At 51.9% G+C, this 22,653-nt stretch carries 18 protein-coding genes; 5 read left to right on the top strand and 13 right to left on the bottom strand.

Going from position 1 to position 22,653, the window contains the following annotated elements; translation table 11 throughout:
• Window positions 1-118: 118 nt before the first annotated feature.
• From CRO74_RS13245 to CRO74_RS13210, 8 genes are all read right to left on the bottom strand, one after another.
• Window positions 119-679 carry a carboxymuconolactone decarboxylase family protein gene (locus CRO74_RS13245; RefSeq protein ID WP_097126529.1) on the bottom strand — a complete coding sequence of 187 codons (561 nt, stop codon included), beginning with the start codon at window positions 677-679 and terminating at the stop codon, window positions 119-121.
• 8 nt (window positions 680-687) lie between these two features.
• Window positions 688-1,227: an ester cyclase gene (locus tag CRO74_RS13240; RefSeq protein WP_097126528.1), complete on the bottom strand. Its 540-nt coding sequence runs from the start codon at window positions 1,225-1,227 to the stop codon at window positions 688-690.
• 181 nt (window positions 1,228-1,408) lie between these two features.
• A complete protein-coding gene (locus tag CRO74_RS13235) occupies window positions 1,409-2,956 on the bottom strand; it encodes a vanadium-dependent haloperoxidase (RefSeq protein WP_097126527.1) in 1,548 nt (515 codons plus the stop codon).
• A gap of 27 nt (window positions 2,957-2,983) precedes the next feature.
• Entirely contained in the window at window positions 2,984-3,880 is an 897-nt protein-coding gene (locus CRO74_RS13230) for a hypothetical protein (protein ID WP_097126526.1), read from the bottom strand.
• A gap of 120 nt (window positions 3,881-4,000) precedes the next feature.
• Entirely contained in the window at window positions 4,001-6,220 is a 2,220-nt protein-coding gene (locus tag CRO74_RS13225) for a TonB-dependent receptor family protein (protein WP_097126525.1), read from the bottom strand.
• 118 nt (window positions 6,221-6,338) lie between these two features.
• On the bottom strand, window positions 6,339-7,454 hold the full coding sequence (locus tag CRO74_RS13220) for a hypothetical protein (RefSeq protein ID WP_097126524.1): 1,116 nt from the start codon (window positions 7,452-7,454) through the stop codon (window positions 6,339-6,341).
• Window positions 7,455-7,782: 328 nt separating this feature from the next.
• Window positions 7,783-8,322 (bottom strand): hypothetical protein, encoded by a 540-nt coding sequence (locus CRO74_RS13215; protein WP_097126523.1) that lies wholly within the window; start codon window positions 8,320-8,322, stop codon window positions 7,783-7,785.
• A gap of 220 nt (window positions 8,323-8,542) precedes the next feature.
• On the bottom strand, window positions 8,543-9,325 hold the full coding sequence (locus CRO74_RS13210; protein WP_097126522.1) for a DUF2490 domain-containing protein: 783 nt from the start codon (window positions 9,323-9,325) through the stop codon (window positions 8,543-8,545).
• Window positions 9,326-9,520: 195 nt separating this feature from the next.
• Here CRO74_RS13210 and moaA point away from each other — a divergent pair, with 195 nt between their 5' ends.
• On the top strand, window positions 9,521-10,501 hold the full coding sequence (moaA, locus tag CRO74_RS13205; protein ID WP_097126521.1) for a GTP 3',8-cyclase MoaA: 981 nt from the start codon (window positions 9,521-9,523) through the stop codon (window positions 10,499-10,501).
• 21 nt (window positions 10,502-10,522) lie between these two features.
• On the opposite strand, the gene CRO74_RS13200 is transcribed toward moaA, so the two are convergent.
• Window positions 10,523-11,479 carry an ABC transporter substrate-binding protein gene (locus CRO74_RS13200; RefSeq protein ID WP_097126520.1) on the bottom strand — a complete coding sequence of 319 codons (957 nt, stop codon included), beginning with the start codon at window positions 11,477-11,479 and terminating at the stop codon, window positions 10,523-10,525.
• Window positions 11,480-11,717: 238 nt separating this feature from the next.
• Window positions 11,718-12,491 carry an NUDIX hydrolase gene (locus CRO74_RS13195; RefSeq protein WP_097126519.1) on the bottom strand — a complete coding sequence of 258 codons (774 nt, stop codon included), beginning with the start codon at window positions 12,489-12,491 and terminating at the stop codon, window positions 11,718-11,720.
• Between the two features lie 87 nt (window positions 12,492-12,578).
• Between CRO74_RS13195 and CRO74_RS13190 the strand changes: the two genes are divergently transcribed.
• The 3 genes from CRO74_RS13190 (at window position 12,579) to CRO74_RS13180 (ending at window position 17,353) form a co-directional block, all read left to right on the top strand.
• Window positions 12,579-15,359 carry a PQQ-dependent sugar dehydrogenase gene (locus CRO74_RS13190; RefSeq protein ID WP_245877839.1) on the top strand — a complete coding sequence of 927 codons (2,781 nt, stop codon included), beginning with the start codon at window positions 12,579-12,581 and terminating at the stop codon, window positions 15,357-15,359.
• Between the two features lie 18 nt (window positions 15,360-15,377).
• Entirely contained in the window at window positions 15,378-16,403 is a 1,026-nt protein-coding gene (locus tag CRO74_RS13185; RefSeq protein ID WP_097126517.1) for a sugar phosphate isomerase/epimerase family protein, read from the top strand.
• Between the two features lie 110 nt (window positions 16,404-16,513).
• A complete protein-coding gene (locus CRO74_RS13180; RefSeq protein ID WP_097126516.1) occupies window positions 16,514-17,353 on the top strand; it encodes a ThuA domain-containing protein in 840 nt (279 codons plus the stop codon).
• 95 nt (window positions 17,354-17,448) lie between these two features.
• Here CRO74_RS13180 and CRO74_RS13175 read toward each other — a convergent pair whose 3' ends face one another.
• Together CRO74_RS13175 and CRO74_RS13170 are read right to left on the bottom strand one after the other, a co-directional pair.
• Window positions 17,449-18,306, bottom strand: coding sequence for a polysaccharide deacetylase family protein (locus tag CRO74_RS13175; protein ID WP_097126515.1), 858 nt, complete (start codon window positions 18,304-18,306; stop codon window positions 17,449-17,451).
• Window positions 18,307-18,491: 185 nt separating this feature from the next.
• Window positions 18,492-19,436, bottom strand: a complete 945-nt coding sequence (locus CRO74_RS13170) for a polysaccharide deacetylase family protein (protein WP_097126514.1) — start codon at window positions 19,434-19,436, stop codon at window positions 18,492-18,494.
• 579 nt (window positions 19,437-20,015) lie between these two features.
• Here CRO74_RS13170 and CRO74_RS13165 point away from each other — a divergent pair.
• The gene (locus tag CRO74_RS13165) at window positions 20,016-21,194 is read left to right on the top strand and encodes a hypothetical protein (RefSeq protein ID WP_144035912.1); all 1,179 of its coding nucleotides are present in this window, start codon (window positions 20,016-20,018) and stop codon (window positions 21,192-21,194) included.
• 74 nt (window positions 21,195-21,268) lie between these two features.
• Here the strand turns inward: CRO74_RS13165 and CRO74_RS13160 are convergent, their stop codons facing one another.
• Entirely contained in the window at window positions 21,269-22,492 is a 1,224-nt protein-coding gene (locus CRO74_RS13160; RefSeq protein ID WP_097126512.1) for a S8 family serine peptidase, read from the bottom strand.
• Window positions 22,493-22,653 lie beyond the last annotated feature (161 nt).

Genomic DNA, 22,653 nt, shown 5'->3' with positions numbered 1-22,653 from the left:
ACGGGTAGTTTCCGGTCGGTGAATGAACGTCCAGTAAATGAGAAAATCGGTTTGTTTTCAGGTTCGCCGTGCGGTTATCTATACCGCACGACATATGGGCAAGCGCCCTACCAACCAGTTAGTGTGTTTGTACAGGATACCCCCCCGGTGGCCGAACATAGCCCCGGCTGGTGATCCGCTCACCAAGCATCTGGTAATACGCGGGGTCGGCCGGGGCGACTGTGGCCATGCCATCCACGTACTTGTTGTACAACGAGAACAGGGCTGTAATCAGCACCGTATCGTGAATCTCGCGGTCGGTGGCACCGGCTTCGCGGGCGCGGGCTACGGCTTCGGCCGTGACGGCTTTACCACTCCTTTGAGCGAGGGCCGCGATCTGAAGCAAGGCTTTCATTTTCCCGCTGACAGGTGCCGTTTCGATATCCTGTTTCACGGCCAGGGCCGTTTCATCGTCGCCCAGCAGCAGGTCGGCGGCTTTGGTATGGGCTGCTTCACAGAAATTCGTGCAGTTTCGCGACGAGACCAGCGCGGCAATCAGCTCACGCTCCCCCGGCGACAACGTTGATTCACCCCGCAGTAAAATCTGCGTGAGCTCACGAATGGGCTGAGCCGTGTCCAAACGATATTCGAGCAGTCCCGTAATGCCGGGGAGTTGCTCAGGCAGTGGTATATGAGGCATACGTTGAGTTATTGAATTTGTTTCGTGATCTGGTAAAAGTCAGCCACCGCGAACCCCTCCGCCACTTTACCATCCCGCAGCGTAAAACGTGCGAAACCGGGTACCGTAAACGGTTTACCCGTTGCAGCAGGAGCCAGAAACGCACTGCTGTGCGTGCCCGAAAAGTTAGCTTTCAGGAATACGGCATCACCCTCGCTGACCACCTCGGTTATGTCGATTCGAAAACCGGCAAAGTTGTTATCCATTTTACCCATCATCTGGACCAGACCATCAATGCCTTCCACGGTTGCGCCCAGCGAATTCCGAAAATGAATATCCGGCGTAATGACGGTTTTCAGGAATGCTACGTCGCGGGCATTCAGTAGTGCATTAAAGAAAGCGACAACGGTTCTACCATTGGCAGTACTTACCGTTAGTGCGTTGTTTTTCTTAATTAGAGCCTCGTTCTTCTGGGCTACGCCCGTATTCATCGCGATATATTGCGCCTGAACCGCAATCGAACCAGCCAGTAAGAGAATGGCGACCAGTATGTATTTACTTGACTTCATGAGTGATGGAGGGAGAAATTTGTGATGATGGTTAATGTTAACACCCCCAACCGAAGCGTCGGCCCGGCCCCCTCCTAAAACAGGAGGGGGCTATGCAGAAGGTTATCCTTGTTTAAGCCCCCTCCTGTTTTAGGAGGGGGCCGGGCCGACGCTTCGGTTGGGGGTGGTAAATAAGTATTCTTTACAGTCCAGACCCGTCTGCTTTACCGCGTTCTACGGCATAAGCGCCAATGTTCTTACCACAGGCTAATCCAGCCGTACAGTCGAACCGGTAATGGATCATGCCATACACCCGTGAATCAGAAGCTTCCTGCGCTTTCTTCCAGAAGTCGTCGGCCTGATCGGGAAAGATGCTGGCCAGCACGACAGCCGCAGCCGCCGAGAAGGTCGAATGCCCCGACGTGTAGGACGGAAAATTTGGAAGACCCACGGACGTTTTCACGCCAAACTGCTGCGGACGGGGGTAGTAATAGAACATTTTAGTATCCCAGCAGCAAACGCCGGCGTCCATCAGAGCGGTAGCCACCAGCGCCAGCGTACGGGCCATGCGCACTTCGCTGTACTTCGCGTCGTGGGCTGCATTGGCTGCTGTTCGCATCCAGTGGCCGGGGGGCGTGTACGTTCCCGCTCCATCGGCCCAATAGTTGGCAATCCGGGCCTGTTCGCGGGTCTGGTTTTTGTTGATCGCCTTCAGCTCATTCAGCGCCGTTGTAAACTCCGCACTACCAAGGGCTGGCGGTGGACCGGGGCGCAGTTTCACTTTGGTAGCCGCGTCGAAATTCCAGTTCATCACCGCTCCGTAGTTGGGCAGCATTGGCGGACGGGCTGGTGTCTCCTGGCTGACCCAAACCTCACTCAACCCCCGGGCTTTGGCATCGGTGATCATAGCTGCCGTGAGCGTCTGGTTGTTGGCGGCACTCATACCATCGGCTCTGGCGCGAGCCATCACTTTAGCCGCTACCTGACTGCCTAAATTACCCCCAGCGTTCAGGTCACTCATGACGTTCATACCGGCCCACAGGCGGCTGTTGCGGTGTTCGGCCAGCTTGGCATCCAGAAAGGGCACTTCGCCCGGAAACATCGCTTTCAGCACCGTGTACGAAGCCGCTGCCACCACCGCATCTTCCGATGGATACGAAGGCAAGGCCGAACTTGGTAACGCAACCCGAACGCTGGCATCCGCTTTCGAAGGAGCCGACCGTTTGAATTTGTACTTAAAGTTCCAGGCAGCCACCAGTGCATCGTATTGCGCTACGCTCAGATAGGCAAACGCCCGGGCCGTATAGGGTGGGTTGGCAAACGGGAACCGGGGATCGGCCAGCGGGTTAGCCGCATCCGGAACGGGGTACTTCCCGTCGGGGGTGGAGGCTGGTGGCACGTTGTATCTCGCAGCCAGTTCGCGGGCAATTTCATTCCAGCGATAAACCGCTCCGGCTCCCCAATAGACAACCGCTTCCTGTTGTTCCTGGGTTAAACTCGCCGATTTGCTTTTAAGGTCTGCGACTTCAGCTAAGTATTCAGACGAGGTTACCGCTGTTGGCGTAGCCACCGTTACATCGGTAGGTGCGGTGAGCACGTAGGTTTTCCAGGTACCGGCCTTGTCGTCGACACTGGTGGGCGTATACCCTACCCGCAATGGCTCGGTAATGCTTTTATCACAAGAGATAACGGCGGCCGACAGACCGACCAGTACGCAGCTTATTGTCAGTAGTTTACTATATTTTTTCATGGCGTTACAGACGCTTCAGGAGTCGAATTATTTCTTAAAATTGATCTGATACAATAGCCCCAGCATGTAGCTGGTGCTCTGGCCTACATTTAACCCGTCGACCACATACCCCACACGGGCGTTGACCCCGATGTTATGCGGCTGTACTTTAGCATACCAGCCCACCGATGTCGCCTGCATGTTGTTGGTCGGAAACGGCATGTCGTTCCGGCGGATGTTGTCTCCGTTGAGGCAGGCCGAGCGCTCCGCCCAGAATTCCGTTTGCCAGCCCTTCCGCTGTACACCGAGCCGAACAGCTGCATCATAGGTATTGGGCACCTGCACCTCGTTGGTATTGTACACCCGTTCGTTGGCCTGATAAGCATCCTGGTCGATACGCATGTTACTCCGCCAGCCATAGCTGCCGTGCGCTGTCAGATAAAGGCCCGTTTTGGGTTCCTTGTAGTTCAGCAACAGGCGTCCCGTGAACGTCCGGCATTGCAGACCAATGGACATGGGCAGGAAACTCGGCACATAACTACCCAGCGGAATGGAGCCGCCAACAACCGCATTGACCGAAAACCCTCCGACCTGTACGGCTTTCACTTTCAGCCAGGCCGACGCGTCCTGAATGCCCCGCTGACCCATCAGGTTGCCCGCACTGGTGCTCGTCCAGACATACGGCAGACTCAGGATAACATTGACCCGCTTGGTAATCCCGATAACAGGCATCAGCATAAAGCTCTGGGTAGTGTGCGTGCCGATGTTGAAATTCTCACGTTTGAGGGTATTTTCCCAGTACTGGTTCCAGGAGCTGTAGCCGTACATACCCGCTACGCAGATTTGCCGTTTGTTCATGTAAATCGCATCCTGCGGCATCTGAGCCTGAGCCGCGAAGGGCGTCAGTAGCGCAGCAAGGATCAGGCATTTTAAATTTCTTTTCATTGGTTGGTTCTATTTTAGAATACGATGGATTATCCAGTTGTTGATTAATAGTTATTAGTTATTGATTATTGGTTAACAGTCAGCACATTAACAAGTAACTCAGTAACCATTAACCACTATCTAAATCGTGAGGCCAACGGTTAGTACTGCACTGCGGCCATCCGACGACCAGACGCCCGGCCCTGGATAGAAAGTTGGGCGTTTGGTGAAATATTGTTTGTTTAGCAGGTTACTGACACTGCCCCGCACGGTGAGCGAAGGCCGGATGTGCCAGGTACCATTCAGGTCCCACAGGCTGTAGGCAGGCACTGGTCCCACCGCGCCATTGGCCGAAGGAACAGCCGTATTGAGCGCGTCGGAGAAGGTCTGGCTGACGTAGCTGTATTGCAGCGTCAAACTGGCGGTTCCGTATCGGGCCGACAATCCATTGCGGCTGGTCCAGCGCGGAGCCGATTCCACCTCATTACCCGCTATCGTCCGATTCTCACCACCGGCCGCAACCCGACCGTTGAGGTAGCGGGCGTTGTTGAAGGCTGTCGAGGTGAACCCATTGATCGTTACCTTGCCCGCCTGAACAAGTTGCCCTTCGATCAGCGCTTCGAAACCCGTGCTCCGGCTGTCGCCAATGTTGGTGCGAAACACATAGTTCGAGCCATCGGTATTGGTCAACAGCAGGGTACCCAGGCGATTCCGGTAGAGCAGATCAAAAACCGTGATATTCATATGCAGCCCCTGCCAGCGGCCATCGACCCCGATTTCAGCGTTATACCCGTAGGCATCTTTCAGACTCTTGTCGATGCGTTCGTAAACCGACGTGGGGATAATGTCCTTAAAAATAACCGGGCGATACGCCTGCGACCAGCCTCCGTACACTTTCACGATATCGTTGATCCGGTACTCCCCATTGACGCCCAGCAAGGCAAATTTGTGGCAGATATCGGTGGGCAGATTACCCGGATCGTAATACGTAATAGAGCCCCGCATCTCCGTTTTGCCCTGTTCGATACGAATACCCGGCGAGACCGTTAGTCGGTTGGTGAGGTAAAACTGATTTTCGGCAAACATGGCGATGTTGTTGGTTCGAAAGTGTAAATCACGTTTGAACGGGCTGGTTAGCGTCAGGTCGAAATCGCTGGCGGTTGTGCCAACGCCCAGTTGTCGCCGGTGCAGATCCGTGCTAATCAACTGGACACCCGTCGCCAGTGTAGCGCCAATCCCACCGAGTTTGTAGCGATGCAGCAACCGCGTTTCGGAGGTGTAGCTATTGAAGTTGTCGACATCTACCTGCCGGGGTCTGTATTGCCCCGTCACCCGACTAATCGTGTCGGGAACGGTCGCAAACGCATTCAGTTGAACGCTATTCCGGGCACCCAACACTGCCGAAACGGTCCACGAAAGCCGCGTTCGGTCCGACAATTGCCAGTCGGCTTTTACCGACGGGATGTAGATGTCCGGGTTAAAATAGTTGCGGCTCCGGGTCGACTGGCGCGGGTCCTGGGCAAACATGGCATCCGTCAGCGGACCGGGAATCTGGTAGGTGTACGTCGACCGGCCAAACTCCGCCGTCAGGCTCAATGTCCGGCTTGCCTGAAACTGCACCCGCCCGAACTGGGCTTCGGCATTGGACTGGCTGTTCTGCCGATACCCATCCGAATGACGGCGGTAGTAATAAGCGTAATACGTCCATTTACCCACCCGACCGCCAATGGCGTTATATGAACTCCGCAAGCCGTAAGTACCCAGCGAATTGACGGTTTCAAATCCGAACCGGCGGGTCGTATCGGCCCCTTTGGTTACGTAATTGAGCATACCCCCAAACTGTGCCCCGTATTGAAGCGAAGCCGTACCGCGAACGAGTTCGATCCGGTTGATACTTTCCATCGGTGGTGAGTAATGACTGGCTGGATAACCGTACATGTCGGAGTTGGTAATGACACCATTCTGACGAATATTATTCTCCCAGGAACGGTGCGGATCAAGACCTCGGGTGGCAATGTTGATCTGATTCCCCGTACCATCCATATCATAGACAAATACACCGGGAATCCGGGCAAAGAGCTGACGGGGCGTTTTTTCGGCTACGTTCGCGTCGATTTCCGATAACCGAATTACCTCACTTTTCTTCCCACCCATCAAATACGTACCCTGTATATTAGGCAACGACTCCACAAATGTCGAACGATTCCCTTTTACCGTCACCTGGTTCAGGGTTCGGGTGGGCAGCGAATCCGTCATTTGGGGCTGAGAAGCCACTCGTTGACTGACCAACTGGGCTGACGCGCTGCCGGATAAGCACGCACTCAGAACGGCCACCCATAGCTGTGACATCTTGCTTTTCATAATCAGATTGCAGGATTAATCTGGGGAAAATGGCAAGTATTAGGTAGTAGTTATTAGTTATTGATTAACAGAGTGACTGTCAAGCAATAGCCAATAACCATTAACCAATAACTATTACTTAAAACCAGCGCGATACGTTGATCGATACCAGATAATCAGCGAAGGCGGCATCACCATGTTTCAGGCCCAGTGGGTCGAGCCGGTCGGCGTAGCTGGTGATGCGGTTTCGGTACACAGCAACCGGCACAGTAGCCGCGATGGATGTTTTGTGACGCATGTACGACACGCCCGGCTCTACAGACACGATGTATCCCGGACGGCGGAAACCTGAGCTACCGCCAAAGGCGTCGATAGCCGGAACACCTTCTACCCGACCACCCAGCATAATGGCCAGCCCCGGAACAGCCTTGATCGACTGGCTCAGACCAACACGAGCGGCAAACTGATCGGCAACGGAGAACGAGCCGGTTACGAGGTCGATAGTCGTCGCTTCCGGGCTACGGATAACGCCATTGGTTTCGCGGGGGTTGAAGAGATAAAAACCATTGGCGTAGGCCGTTAACGTTTTGGTAAGAGACACATACCCCTGGAGTTCAACGCTAACGCCAACGCCACCATCGCCTAGCTGAATCGACTGATCGACCGGCTTATTAATGGTGTAATCCACCCCTTCTTTGGTCAGTTTATGAAAATCATCCGTTGCTTGATAGTTGCCCGTTGGCAGTTTTACACCCAGCCCTACGGCCAGATTGGCTTTGGGAAGCTTAACGGGGTTCACGAGCCAGTAGCTTCCCGAAAGACGCAGATCGCCAATACCCTGCGAGCCCGTATGGAAGCGTTTCTGCTGCGGATTTTGCGCGACAGCGTTGCCGTAATGTTCGTAAAGCGACGAGCGGTCATTGTTCTGAAGCGGCAGATTGACCGAGAACGAAAGGCGCTGGTTGACCAGATACGTAAGTCCTAAATCGAGTGCGTGCGATACGTTGATCACATTCGTGCCCTGCTCAACACGCTGCGTCTGTTCTTCAGCGCCCACGAAATGCTTGTAGGAACGGAAGAACCGATACCCTGCCGACACCTGCCAGTGGCCGTTGCGTTGTTTGAAATAATCGGCCGAACCCGCCGGAGCCGCGCAACTCATGTGACGAACGGCCACGCACCCCTGTGCCGACGCGGATACGTTAAAAAGTACTATATAGGCAAAAGCCAGAACGATCGTATAAATCGACTTCATGGAAAAAAAATGTCTGAGATGGAAAAATGAATAGCCACGGAATGACTCACGATGACAGAAGCCGATTCAGCCCATGAGTTGTGTAAACACAAACCAACAGGTCTGATCAGTCCATCAGCATGATCAACATCCGTATGATCGCGGAGCCAAAACGCCGGAGCTTCAGGCTACAGAATGGAATGGTCAATTGATAGCAATCACGTACGTATTCGTTCTAACGATCCCATGAGGTATCGAATGAATACCGTTGTCTATACAAAAACGTATAGGCAAACAACCAGCAAAATGCTACGTCAACTTGATCCGGAAACGCGATCAGGAATTCACCTTAGACTTCGGGAGGGGGCGAATGAACGGGCAGGGCGCGGGCCGCAACTACAAACAAAACGTTTGGAATTCGGACAGATTCGCGCCAGTTGGGCGAGAGAAAATCAAACACAGCCCGCGGATTGGGCGAGTATTCTTTCAACAGAAATTTCAGCAGTTGATTCGCCTTTTTGTGGGAATCGGTGGCACCGCTGATATGGTCGTTCAAAAACGACAGCAGATCGCTTTGCCAGAACGAGTGGCTCTCCGACTGCAACCCGGCAATGTTCAGGGTGTCGCCTTTGATTTCCAGACTGACCACGCTGTAATACTGCCCGCGGTAGCTGAACCCGTCCGATGTTGTACGGGTAATGGCACTGGCATCGGGAGAATCTTTTAACGGAATCTGAAACTCAACAATGCTATCCACCGATCGGTATACCTGAAGCCGTTCCGTCAGGTCGTGCTCTGCCTGCCACCACGTACCCACAAACACCAGCACATACGCCAGCGTGTGGTAGAGGAACAAGCCAAAGAGACCGATGGAAACTGCTTTCTTCACGAGGTATGATCAGTGAAAGTTTTCTCAAAAATAATACTAATTTCTCAACAAAATCAAGACAGTCTAGTTATCCACTATTTTTTAATCAGGTTATGCCTGTGAGATACCAAACGCTTAAGCTCAATGTGTGCCACCCTACTTTGTACTTTGCTATTACAGCTACAAACTGTCAATCAAACACTACTTCTTAAACAAGAATCAGGCCAATCGGTGCTTAGTATTAGTTTGTTGGTGTATAAAACCAGACACCCACATTCGACAGATCAAAATTAGTAGCCCAGGTGACCTGTAACAGATTTAAGTAACGGCGGTCCTGCTGCGGGTTTCGAATTAGGTTCTGATGCATAAAACCTAGTTCAATCTTACCCATTTTTCCGGTATTATAACCAATGCCGCCATAGAGCCAGTTTTCGCCATAAAAGGCATTCTTTGCGCTGATAGGGCTATTTATGGCCCCCGACATACAAAGAAATACCTCATTGGAAGCCGATGCATAAAACCCTTTCGATTTGACTTTTGGATCATACAACGGAATGGTAGCCCCCAACTGATACCGAAATAAGGTAGCATACGACCATTGGTCTGTTTTCACATTGAGCGGGTATCGTTCTTCGTACCGCAACCGATGCGCTAGCCTTGTACGGCCCAGTAGAGGCACATTATGACTGGCCACTACCTGCGCCCAAAGCCGATTTTCGTTGACGTGCAGGCCAAACAGATTATGCTTGACATACGCATACCCTATGCCAGCCTGAACATTTGGTGAAATTTTATACGCTATACTCGGTTGTAGATAATACTGAAGCGCCGTTGCGGGAAACTCTTTCGTTTCGACAGTTTGGTGAAATGCATCAATGGTCGACGACAGAAACAGATTATACTGGAGTTTTTTGCTCAGATTTCCCGACTGGGAGATGGTCGGGAAAAAACCGTAAAACGTCCAGTCCTGGGCAAAGCCAGCTGAACTGCTTACCAGCAGGCATAACATGTATAGGTATCTCATTGAGGAACAGAATATGAGGAGAAAGGGGGTACATTGGACGTTTACCAAATAGTATGCCAACTTATTTTTCAGTCAAAACTCAATTTTGGCTCGACTAGTGAGGGGTAGCAGACCCGTTTCGTACAATAGATACAGGCAGAATTTGGGTTGGCCACTGCAATCAAAACCCGTAGATTTGTGTTAATAGGGTACTGCATGATTTACGACAACCACAATCGCCCCATCACCTACCTTCGGCTGGCCGTAACGGACCGCTGTAATTTGCGGTGTTTTTACTGCATGCCCGAAGAAGGGATCAAGTACCTGCCCAAACATCAGGTGCTGACGTATGAAGAGATGGAGCGGCTGGTACGGGTGTTGGCCCGGCTGGGTGTACAGAAAGTGCGAATCACAGGCGGAGAGCCGTTCGTTCGGGCGGGGCTGATGGATTTTCTGCACCGATTGGCCGAAATTGACGGACTCAACGATATTTCGCTGACCACAAACGGCGTGCTGACAGCACCGCACATACCGGCACTGGCGGCATTGGGCGTCAAGTCTGTCAATTTAAGTTTGGATACGCTGGACCGGGATCGATTCCATAAAATTACCCGGCGCGATGAGCTACCCGCCGTCTTGAAAACCCTCAATGCGCTGCTGGAAGCGGGTATTCAAACCAAGATCAACGCCGTTGTCATGGACGGACAAAATACCCAGGACCTGGTGCCGCTTACGGAGATGACACGCACCATGCCCGTCGATGTGCGGTTTATTGAAGAAATGCCGTTTAACGGCGAAGGGAGCCACTACCCTGTTCTGCACTGGACGCACCGCCGTATCATCGACGAAATCCGGTCGCACTTCCCCGACTTACAAAAGCTTCCCGATCCGCCGTTCTCGACCTCGGCCAACTACCAGATTCCGGGTCATGCCGGAACGATTGGTGTCATTGCCGCCTTCAGCCGGACGTTCTGCGGCACTTGCAACCGCATTCGTATGACCGCGCAGGGCACACTTAAAACCTGCCTGTACGATAACGGTGTGTTGGATGTTCGGGCCTTGCTCCGCAGTGGTGCCTCCGATGATGAACTCACAACCGCTTTCCTGAAAGCCTTTTCCCATCGCCCCGCCAACGGCTTCGAAGCCGAACAGCAACGCGACACGGTTACCGAATCCATGTCGACTATTGGTGGGTAAGCTGGCGCGGACCAGCCCCTTTTACCGCATCATGGCGGGAACACCTTCCAGAAATTTGTTGGTAAATAAGGTTTCGACGTCCATCCGTTGAATCAGTTCGCCGTTTTTATCGGTGAGCAGGTGGTTGCGGATCATCCAGTTCGTGAACGATACCCAAACATTCCGGTGCATAAAGCCCCAGTGGCCTTCGCCATCCAGGTAATAACCTGACACCAGTTGCTGGCTCTGCTCCAGAAAATTGCGTTTGGTTAGGGTTGGGTGATTGGCCGTTTTCATCATAAGCCGCACGGCCTCATCCGGGTTTTTGATGGCAAACCGGTAGCCAGCGGCTGTCGCTTCCAAAAACCGACGCAACGCATCGCCATTCTGTTCTGTCCATTCGCTTTGGGCCGTCAGAACAGGGTTGTACCCGTAAGGAATTTCGTATTCGTCGAACAAAAACTGGTTCAGATCAACGCCCTGAATATCGGCCTGCACGCCCTCCCAGGTTAACCAACACCAGGCGGCATCGATTTCTCGGGTTAACAGAGCCCGCCAGATACCCGACCACCCCATTTTATGCGAAATAAACTGACCACGGCCATCGTCATTCTGAATCAGTTGCCGGATCATATCATCTTCATACCGAGCTCCATACGAGCCATATACTTTTCCATCCAGTTCTCTGGGGCGACTGATACCGCTCTCTTTCAGCGTTACGATCGCACTGATGTCGCGGGCCAGAACGGCGGCTACGGCAATCAGGGGAACCCCATTGGTTTGATAACTTATAACACTTTCGGAAGGTGTGATGGCTAGTTCGGCATTCCCTTGCGAAACACGACGGGCGGGCATTGTCTGGTAATCGTCCTGGTCAGGAGCAATGAGTTCAACATCGAGATCGGCCTGTGCATAAGCCCCTTTGGCCAGAGCAACATAAAATCCTGTGTGGTTGGTGTTTGGCGTCCGATCGAGGGCTAAACGAATACGAGTGCTCATACTGTACGATACTATTACGGCCTCTAACGAGACAGATCGACTATTAATTTCAGTTCAGGTTGTTCAAATAGTACGCTAATTAACTGTTAATAAAGGCGTTAATCAACTACCAACAACTTTAATTGTGCTGAATGGCTGCGACTTACGGTAGCGCCAATACTTAACAATTAAGGTCAATTAAGGTTTTAGCAGATGTGATTGACCGGCAAACAAGTAAGAAATGTCCAAGTAAATGCTACTATCCGACAAAAAGAACCTCACCTTTCAGCGCTTTCTCGTATTTCTCCTTATTAAAACGGTATAAGTACGGCGCTTTGTGCGCCCCTCCGGTCTTGCGTTCGTCCAGCCGATCCAATATATCGTACCCTAAAATTCGCTTCTGAAAATTACGCCGGTCGAGCGTTTGCCCCAAAATTGTTTCATACAACTGCTGCAAATCGGGCATGGTAAACTTCTCTGGCAACAAATTATAGCCTATGGGCTGGTAGCTTAACTGCCGACGCAGGGTTTTCAGGGCCAGCGTGATCATGGCATTATGATCGAAGAGTAAAAGCGGGATTTGGTCGATGTCCCACCACTGGCATTCGTCCGTAAACAGATCGGGGGTGGGCGTCACCCTGGCAAATTCGACCAGCGCATAATAACCTACCGACACATCACGGCCTGGAAAACCATCCAGTACATCCTGTGGTAACCCCAGTGTGCCCATGGTTTCCTCTTTACTAAAATGCGTGTACCGCAGCACATCGCCAAAGGTGTGAAACTGTTCAAGGAAAATTTCACTCAAACCCGTCCGCTCCTGTAAACTTCGATAAGCAGCGGTTTCCAGATTTTCTTCATGCCGAACCCGACCACCCGGCAGGCACCACTTGTCGGTCTCTTTCCAGCGCAACAAAAGCACTTTTAACTGTCCGTCATGAAACCCAAATATGACAAAGTCAATGGATACGGAAGAAAGGTAATTGGTTCTGAAGTCGACGATTAGCTGCTCAATCTGCTTTTTGTACTCCATCCTGAAAAACTTCAATTATTTATAGTGTGTTTTTCATACACAATGAAAGAAATATCCGTATCATTGTGTTGAAACTACGCATTAAAAATGACATATAAACGTTATACTCGTCAATCATTCCGAACAATGGCGCTGCTCGGTGCAGGTGCCATTGGGTTGTGGGCCTACTCAACGAGGTCGTTCACCGCACCCGGCGACAAACCCGACGAAAATCGGTTCACAAAGGTAGTACTGGCCGAAAAACTAAATGAGCCGCTCGAGATGGCCATTCTACCCGATGAACGCGTGCTGTTTATCGAACGGCATGGCCAGGTTCAATTGTATTCGCCGGTTACAAAACAGGTAAAAACGATTGCGACCATTCCGGTCAGCACGAAATACAAAGACGTTGAGGGACACGAAACCGAAGCTGAAGATGGTTTGCTGGGCATTAACATCGATCCCAACTTCGAGAAAAACCACTGGGTCTACCTATACTACTCGCCAGCAGGCAGCGAATCCAAAAATAGCCTGACCCGCTACGAACTGCGGGGCGACGAACTGGTACTTTCCTCTAAAAAAGTGTTGCTGGATGTGCCCGTGCAGCGCGAGCAATGCTGCCATACCGGCGGCTCCATTGATTGGGACCGCGACGGCAATCTCTACCTCTCGACCGGCGACAATACCAGCCCCCGCGCCACACTTTACGCACCCATTGACGAACGACCCGGTCGGGGTCCCTGGGATGCGCAGAAATCGTCGGGAAATACCAACGACCTGCGCGGCAAAATTCTGCGTATCCACCCCGAAGCCGACGGTACCTACACCATTCCCGAAGGCAACCTGTTTCCGAAAGGAACCGAAAGAACACGCCCCGAAATTTATACGATGGGCCACCGCAATCCCTACCGTATTTCGGTCGACAGGCATACGGGCGCTGTTTACTGGGGCGATGTTGGGCCCGACGCGGGCGAAGATTCGGTTGGCGTTGGCCCCACGGCCGAAGATGAATACAACCAGGCGCGGAAGCCGGGCAATTTTGGCTGGCCGTATTTTGTGGGCGATAACAAAGCGTATTACGACAAAGATTTTACCACCGGGAAAGGAGGTACCAAATTCGATCCGGCGCACCCAATCAACGAATCGCCCAATAACACGGGCCTGCGCGACCTCCCTCCTGCTCAACCTGCGCTGATTTCCTATCCGGCCGCCGAGAGCAAAAAGTTCCCGATTATGGGGAGTGGTGGTCGTAGTGCCATGGCCGGTCCCACCTATTACAAAGACGACTTTAAAAACGCCAAACGACCTTTCCCGGACTATTATAACGGCAAGGTATTCCTCTATGAGTGGATGCGCGACATGATTATGGCCGTTAGTTGCGACGATAAAGGCGGCATGACCAGCATGGAGCGTTTTCTGCCGAACATGGGATTCAGTCATCCCATCGATATGGCGTTCGGGCCAAATGGTGATTTATACGTGCTGGAATACGGCACCAGCTGGTTCCTCAAAAATGACGATTCACGGCTGGTACGGATTGAGTTCAACGCCGGTAACCGCAAGCCCAGTGTGCAGGTAGCGGCCAGTACCAAAGCAGGGGCTGTTCCGCTGAAAGTGGCCTTATCCTCCGAAGGTACCAAAGATTTTGACGGCGATGTACTGACGTATCAATGGAAGATCGTAAACCGGACGGGTGCCCAGCCAATGATTCTGAACGAGCCGAACCCAACGTTCACGTTTCAAAAACCGGGCCAGTACAAAGCGATATTGACCGTGACCGATGCGAAGGGCCTGAAAGACACCCGCGAGGTCGATATTGTAGCGGGTAACCAGCCTCCGCAGGTGGCCCTAAACGTGACCAACGGGAATAAGAGCTTTTATTTCCCCGGCCAGTCGATTGCTTATCAGGTAAACGTGACCGATAAAGAAGATGGCAGTCTGGCCAGCGGGCGCATTCTGCCTAAACAGGTGATGGTTCGGGCTACGTATCAGGATGACGCCAACGCACAGGCGGCAAGTGTAAGCGGCACCGGCCATAAATTCTCCGAGGCTGCTTACCTGGGTGCCGGGCAAACGCTTATGGAAAAAAGTGACTGCAAAGCCTGTCATTTTACCGACAAAAAATCGGTGGGTCCGGCCTTCATCGAGGTGGCAAAACGGTACAAAAGCGACGCCAACGCCGTAGCAAGTTTGTCGAACAAGATCATCAAAGGCGGTGGTGGCGTTTGGGGCGATGCTATCATGACCGCTCACCCGCAAATCACCCAACCCGACGCGAGCGAAATTGTCAAGTATATTCTCACCCTGGCCGATAAGAAAGTGACGGCCCCGTTGCTCCCGACGAAAGGCACGTATACGCCGGGTAAGGACGACAAAGGCAATCTGGTTTTACAGGCGTCTTATAAAGATAGAGGAGCCAACGGTCTGCCCGCTCAACTGACCGAGCAGGCTATTGTTTTGCGGAATCCGCTGGTTGCGCTGGGCCAGTCCAACAGCCAGTCTAAAGGCATCACGCTCTTCAAAATGGGCACGCAGCCCTACCCGCTTGTGATTGTGATGGGTTCCGACACCTACGTTAAATTCGACCAGCTCGACCTGACGGGCATTCGCTCCATGGAGTTTGCCGTAGCCGCGCCTAAAGCGCAGTTGAACGCTATGGGTGGCCGCATTGAGGTTCGAATCGACTCGCCAACGGGTCAGCTGCTGGGGCAAACCGGCGATATTCCGGTCAATGAAAGTAAAGACCCGGCCGCTATGTTCACCCCCAATATGGTTAAAGCGGCCATTATCCCAATAACCGGCCAGCACGATCTGTACTTCGTTTTCAAAAACGAAAAAGCGGGAAAAGCTCCCTTGTTCGTACCGGCTACTGTTCAATTTTCTAACTAATCTGATCCAAACCCTGCCATGACACAATCCCGTCGTAATTTCCTCCATCAACTCGGTCTGACAACCGCTGGCGTCGGCCTGGCATCCGCCCTACCCAATCAACTGTTTGCCGAAATAAGTGCCCCAAAGTTTGGATTCGACATCTCGCTGGCCGAGTTCTCCTTTGCGGGTGAGCTTATGTCGGGCAAGATGACCAACATGGAGTTTCCGGCCAAAGCCAAAAACGATTTCGGTATCAACGTACTCGAATACGTATCCATGTTTTTCAATAACAAGCATACCGATCCGGCGTATTTGAAGGAACTCAAACAGCGCTGCGACGACCTGGGCATGAAGAACAACCTCATTATGGTTGATGGAGCCAACATTGCCGATCTGGATAAGACCAAACGTCAGCAGGCCGTCGAGTCGCACCATGCCTGGGTCGATGCAGCCAAGTTTCTGGGGTGTACTGCCATCCGGGTAAACCTCGGCGACACCTCCCGCGCCATATCGGGTGCTGCAGACGACCCGGCCAACGAAGCCGCCAAAACAGCCGCCGACGGGTACCACAAGCTGCTGGAGTATGCCGCCAAATCGAAGATGAACGTGATCGTGGAAAACCACTTCGGCAACTCGACGGACATCGACTGGCTGGTGGGCGTTATCAAACAAGTAAACATGCCCAACGCGGGTTTGCTGCCCGACTTTGGCAACTTCTGTCGGCAGCGCAGCAAGCCCGAAACTAACGACATCAAAGGCATTATGGGCACCAAATGTATTAAGGAATATGACCGGTATGAGGGCGTAAAGAAAATGATGCCGTATGCTAAAGGGATTAGTGCCAAGACCCACAAGTTCGACGCGAAAGGCAACGAGACCGAAACCGATTTCCGGAAAATGTTCAAGATCATTAAAGATGCGGGCTTCAACGGATACGTCGGTGTCGAATACGAAGGCGGTATCATGAGCATGTACAACCCAACGGGTGGTTACCTACCGGCCAACGACGGGATTAAGGCCACCAAGACCCTGCTCGAACGGGTACGCGCCGAACTGGCCTGATCTTAAAGGGTTGAATGGGTAAGACAAACGCCATATTTTCAACGTATGGCGTTTGTCTTACCCATTCAACCCTTTAAAATTAATTAAACCCCCTAAACCCCAATTTCTCCATGCTCCGTAAACTTCTAAAAATTCTTCTCGGCCTTGTCCTTGTTTTTGCCCTATTGATTGGCGGCTTTGTTACGTTTGGTATGTATGTAACGCGCAAACTACCCTGGCAGAAGCCGGTTTTTGACACTACCCGCCCCGCCGACCCCGGACAGGTTGGGCCGAAAGGCGTGTTGATATTTTCCAAAACCAACGGCTTCCGTCACGAGTCCATTGAGCCGGGGATCGAGGCCCTCAAAAAAGTGGGTACCCAAAAAGGCTGGGACGTCAGAACAACCGAAAACGGGGCCTTTTTTAACGACGATTTCCTCCGCCGGTTTAAAACGGTGGTCTTCCTGTCGACCACGGGCGATGTACTGACCCCGGAACAGGAAAGAGCCTTTGAGAAATTTATTGAGAACGGCGGTGGCTACGTGGGCATCCATGCCGCATCGGACACCGAATACGACTGGGACTGGTACGATCATGCATTAGGGACCCACTTCCGCGACCACCCGCTTTACCCTGAGCATACGCCCGATGCCGAGATCATTACCGATACGCCTAATCACCCCACAACCCAGCATCTTCCGGCCAAATGGCACAAGGCCGACGAGTGGTATAATTTCAAACAGAGCGTTCGGGGAAAAGACAGCATTCAGGTGTTGCTAACCTTAAATGAAGCTACCTACAAAGCAACCTTTCCCAAAGCGATGGGGGGCGACCACCCAATTTCATGGACGAACGTGATCGGGAAAGGGCGCGTGTTTTATACCGGCATGGGCCATACTAATGAAACCTTTACGGACAAAAATGCTATGCCGCATATTGTAGCCGGTATTGAATGGGCCGGACGGTTTTAAAAACTAGTAAATAGTTAATTGAGGCAAATGGTCAATTAAGGTGATAACTCGTGATTAAGGTAGAAATCCTTCCGTTACTTAATTACCTCAATTGACTATTTACTTAAACCCAAATCACTGTATCCGATCAGCTGAATGCCTTTCTTTTTGATCAACTCCTTCACCTGTACGTTCGTCCAGACATCCGTTACCCCCTGCCGGTCGGTGGCAACGTTCTCATAGCCAATATGGTGAATAGCCTGTATTTCGGGCGTGTCGAGTCCGGGGTGATCGACGAATAAATACGTTTTTCCGGCTTCAAGGCTTTCGAGCATTTTCATGAAGCCCTGAAGTTTTTCTGCGGAGGTGGTATGCGGACCAACATAACCCGCCCGGCCAAGGTCGGAGTTGCCGGGATTGAGGAGATGATACTCCTGCGCCAGCTTGTTAATGAGTGCCTGCACCTCGTCGGTAAGAGTCGTACAACCCATATGGCCGGAAATGTGGCTTATGCGGGGAATCTTTCGCATCGCCAGTTCAATCTGAGCCCTGAATTCCTTTTCAATGTCGGCTAGTTTCCAGTCGTTTTCGACTACCGAACGTTTAGGGTAATCCTTGTTCGGGCGAACCATCGGGAAGAAATAGCCATCGGCATCCCGCAAACTCGGACAATCCGAGAGAGGGCGCCATTTCACGTTATCCCATTCGCTGGTTAGGGTCAGGTGAATACCGACATCGGCCGTTGGGATCTGCTTCAGCATTTCAACCGCTTCGGGAAACCAGGGCGAGGGCACCAGCACTTCGATCGACTTCTCAATCCCATCTGTGTAGCATTTTACAATGGCTTCGTTGCCGGCATGTGAATAGCCCATGTCATCGCCCCGGACAAGCAGTCGGGGCGGTTTCGGTTGTGCCGTGACCGAATGTAATACAGAAAATAAACCAACTAAAGCGAGGAAAATGCTGGTTTTCATGTGAGGGTAGGTTTGTAGTGCCGACCGTCGGCACTACACAATAAAAGCGGCTCTTGCCGCTTTTATTACTAAAAATCTGTTTAGGATTTCACTTTGGAGAGAAATCTGTCGGATGTAGCCTGAACGGCCACGTCCGGGTATAGACCTTCTTTGCCCGGACGTGGCCGTCCAGGCTACATGCCGACTCAGTCGAAGCTTTGGATCATGTTCCGGTACATGGTCGTGGCTTTCCACTGCCCCCCGGCAATGATCCGGCGAACGGTATAGAGCGGCATACTGTCGTCCCGCTTGTCGGCCAGAGTGAACGCAGCTACATAGCCCCGTTTCTGTAATTCGGGCAGCGCCTGTTTGTTCCACAAACCGAATGGATAGGCAAAATAATGAATAGGCTTTCCAATGATCGTTTCCAGTTTGGCTTTCGGTTCTTCCAGTTGAATTTTCCAATCATCACCCTGGTATTTCTTCACATTATGGTGATCCCAGGTGTGGGCGCCAATGGCATGCCCCCGATCCGACAGGTCCTTAATCTGCGCCTTATCCATATAGGGCTGCTTGCCATGACGGCCAATGGCCACGGTCATAATAAAGAACGCACCTTTGAAACCGTGTTTTTCGAGTTCGGGAGCAGCCACGGTGTATTGGTCGAGGTCACCATCATCGAAGGTCAGCATAATGGGTTTGGGCGGCAGCGGTGCGCCCGTTGCCAGGTAAGCGTAGAGTTGATCGGGCAGGATGGTATGGTAACCGCTATCGGCCAGCATTTTCATCTGTTCGCGGAAAGCAGCAACGGGAATGATGTAATCCTTCGCCGATTTGGAGTCGCTGGCCCGCCAGTCGCGAATCTGATGATAGCACAAAACAGGCACCTGCGGACGGGCCAGAATGGTAGCGGCATCGGCGATTTTACTGGCTGGAATGCTCGACGGATCGGGAGCAGTTACGCTGGGAACTGTAGCACTTTTGTCAGCTGATTTCTCCGCGGTTGATGAGTTACCGGATGGGACCGCTACAGAATTGGTGGTGGTTTCGGCCGTTGCTGAACCCTTCGACTGGCAGCTCGATAAGCCGTTGGTTAGTAAAACATACAGGCCAATGGCCGTAGCAAACGAAATAATTTTACGACTGAACATAATTAATGAATATGACTCAAACATACTCAAAACCCGGCTGTCACCAACAGAAACTTAGCGAACGAAATAGGATTAGGCGTATTGGAGACAAAAGTCTACTGACAATCAACGCAGTATGTACCCGCTAGTACATACCACGATCAAACTCCCGGCCACATACGCCAGCAGCCTATGCAAATACAGACCTAAAACTTTGCGGATTTTTAGCAACTAACCGGCTTAACTTAGTTAACGGCGCTAGTCTTACGTGCTAACAACATACATTTAGCACATGGTTTATATAGACTGAACAGTAACTGCCCCTGTATTTCGTGAAAGGGAAACGGCCCCCCGGATGAAATTCCTGAAAAGGACGAAGAAAACCCATGCAATCATTTCCATTCAATTACTATCCTGCCGGTTCATTTTGAGACGTTTATCCACACCTCTGCCCGTAATACACTGATCGCATGATGGGTGTTACCGTGAGCTTCGTAATAGGGTCGGCCGGGCTATTTGCCTGATTCATCCAGACTTTACGGAAGATGATTTATTCGTGACTCAACAGTTTCTTTTATTTTTCAATCTACCCTTTAAATTATGAAAAACCTATTACTTACATGGTCTATGCTACTGACCATGGCTACTGCATATGCCCAATCAAACGTTACCACACTGAGCCAGACCGGTATCGACAACAAAGCCACGCTTGCCCAGGAGGGGCAGGGTCAGGAAGTGCTTGCGGTACAGAACGGAACCAACAACCAACTAACAACTTCCCAAACCAGCACCTACGCCCAGGAAATTAACATTACGCAAACTGGCACAGGCAACAAAGCCGTTGCTACCCAGGATGATGGCTCCGGCCCCGGCACGTTTATCCAGATTTTACAGAATGGCACCAACAACGAGGCCCTGGCCAATCAGTCAGACTTTTTCACCTACGGCAGCGAAGTGTCAATAAATCAATCCGGTATCAACCAAAGAGCAACGGTCAATCAGCTTGCCGCCGTTGGTAGTTCGGCAGGTATTGAGCAAACCGGAGCCGGCTCCGGCAACACCGCTACCATTACACAAACCAACCTGAGCTACCTCGATGCCGCCGAAATTCGGCAGAATGGCGAAAACCAAACGGCTACGATTAATCAGAATGGGACCATTTACTTAATTGGTGGTAACGAAGCCTACATTAATCAGACCAGTACGTTTGCACAAACCGCCCAAATCACCCAGGAAGGCGATCAGAACCTGGCCGAAATCTATCAGGAAAACGGAGCTGGACCGGACAATAATGCGACTACGTTCCAGTCGGGTTATGGCAACGTCAGTTACATTGACCAGTCTGACTTCGCGACAATCAGCAGCACGGCTAGTACGGCGCAGATTGGCCTTTTCAACGAGGCCACTATTGAGCAATTTGCAGCTATCGGCGGACAGGCTAGCATCACCCAAACCGGGGATGAAAACCGGGCTTATATTGGTCAGGGTAAGGCCGGACAAACTATAAGCTACTCCAATAGTGCGCAGATTACCCAATCAGGCGATTTTAACGTATCGGGCGTTATTCAGACTGGTAATGGAAACCAGGCTGTTTTTCAGCAGATCGGCACAGGTAACGCTATCCTTAATCCGACATCAACGGATTTTGTCATGCAGCAGGGTGACAACAACTCCCTCATAGTTACCCAGACCGGTGTTGGCAACCTGTTGCAGATTCAGCAAATGGGCAATGGAAACACCAGCATCATTAACCAAACATCAGGAGTTGTAACTCCGTAAGTCAGGTGTTTCTTTAAAATGCAAAAGGCCGGAATCTCTTCCGGCCTTTTGCATTGGTATCAGGCTTCCCTGACTTATGGAGTTACAGACGGCAGTTTGGCCATCTGATCCGGGTTGCTGTCCCGGTCGCCGATTACAGGTCCGCGTGAAGCAGGCGTGCCATACAGCAGGATACCCGCTACGTGGGGGGTTGCCATTGAGGTGCCGCTAATGGTTCGGTACCCGCCCGAACGCCAGGTCGACAAAACACTAACACCGGGCGCACACCAGTCGATGGGTGGATTTCCGAAGTTGGAGAACGACGCAAATTTATCGTCGTAGTCATGCGCCGAAACGGTATAGACGTTTGGGTGGTTGGTACGGCCTGGAGATGAGTTATTTGCATTCTGCGACTCGTTGCCTGCCGCCAGCGCAAACAGGATTCCTTTATTGGCGGCCCCTTTTACTGCTTCATCAACCGGCGCGTAAATGCCCCCTCCCAGGCTCATGTTCGCTACATCGCCCGGTGCACCCGCCGTGGCTACGTAGTCGATACCGGCAATCACGCCGGCGTAGGAACCACTCCCCGACGCAGCCAGTACTTTCACGGCAATTACCTTCACACCCGCTGCAACACCCACTACACCAAAGTTGTTGTCTTTAGCCCCAATGGTACCGGCCACGTGCGAACCGTGTCCGTTGTCGTCATCGGCGTTGCGCCGTGGGTTATTGAAATTACGACACAACGGCAGATCAACGTTCAGGTCGGGGTGATCGAAATCAATTCCCGTATCCAGAATCCAGGCCTTGTTAGGTCCCGTATAGAGCCGACTACCCCCCACCCGTTCGATACCCCAGGGTACAGTCTGAGCGCCTATCGTTATGTCGATACCTGTTGGTACGGCCAGTGAAACGACCTGATCGGGTACAATGCTGGCAATGAAAGGCAGCCGTTGCAAGCGGGCTAGCTCGGCGGTAGTCAGTTCGGCGGCAAATCCACGGATGGCCGTTGTGTAGACTTCCTGGGTCTTCCCGGCAATATCGGTCCCCACCAATCGGGCAATCAGCCCTTGCATCTGTTGCACCCGTGCATCATACGTACCGGCATTGTCGGGCAACGAACGGGTAATGAGTGGATCGGCCTTAAAGGTGATAATGTATTTCTGTACATCGGCAGCGGCCCGTGCCGACGATGCCTGGCTACCGTAACGAACCACATCATCCGGCTGACGCTGGAAGTTGTCTGCAGGCTGGCAGGCCGTTAGCAAGGCTGGCACAATTGCCGACCATAGGGCTTTTCTCAGGGAATGATTGAACATACTGACTGGAGATTAGAAAAGTGAAACTAATATGTGAAGAAATAAGCATACTTCGCCAAGTTATACATTAGCTCAAAATAGCACAAGAAGATTATATCGATAGAGTTAAATAATATCTAACGGTATGTTGGGAGGGATCAGGCAGTAGCAAGCTAGTCGTC

The sequence above is a fragment of the Spirosoma fluviale genome (assembly GCF_900230225.1).
Classification (GTDB): domain Bacteria; phylum Bacteroidota; class Bacteroidia; order Cytophagales; family Spirosomataceae; genus Spirosoma; species Spirosoma fluviale.
The sequence above is the reverse complement of the archived record's forward strand: the minus strand, read 5'-3'. Positions and strand labels throughout refer to the sequence as shown.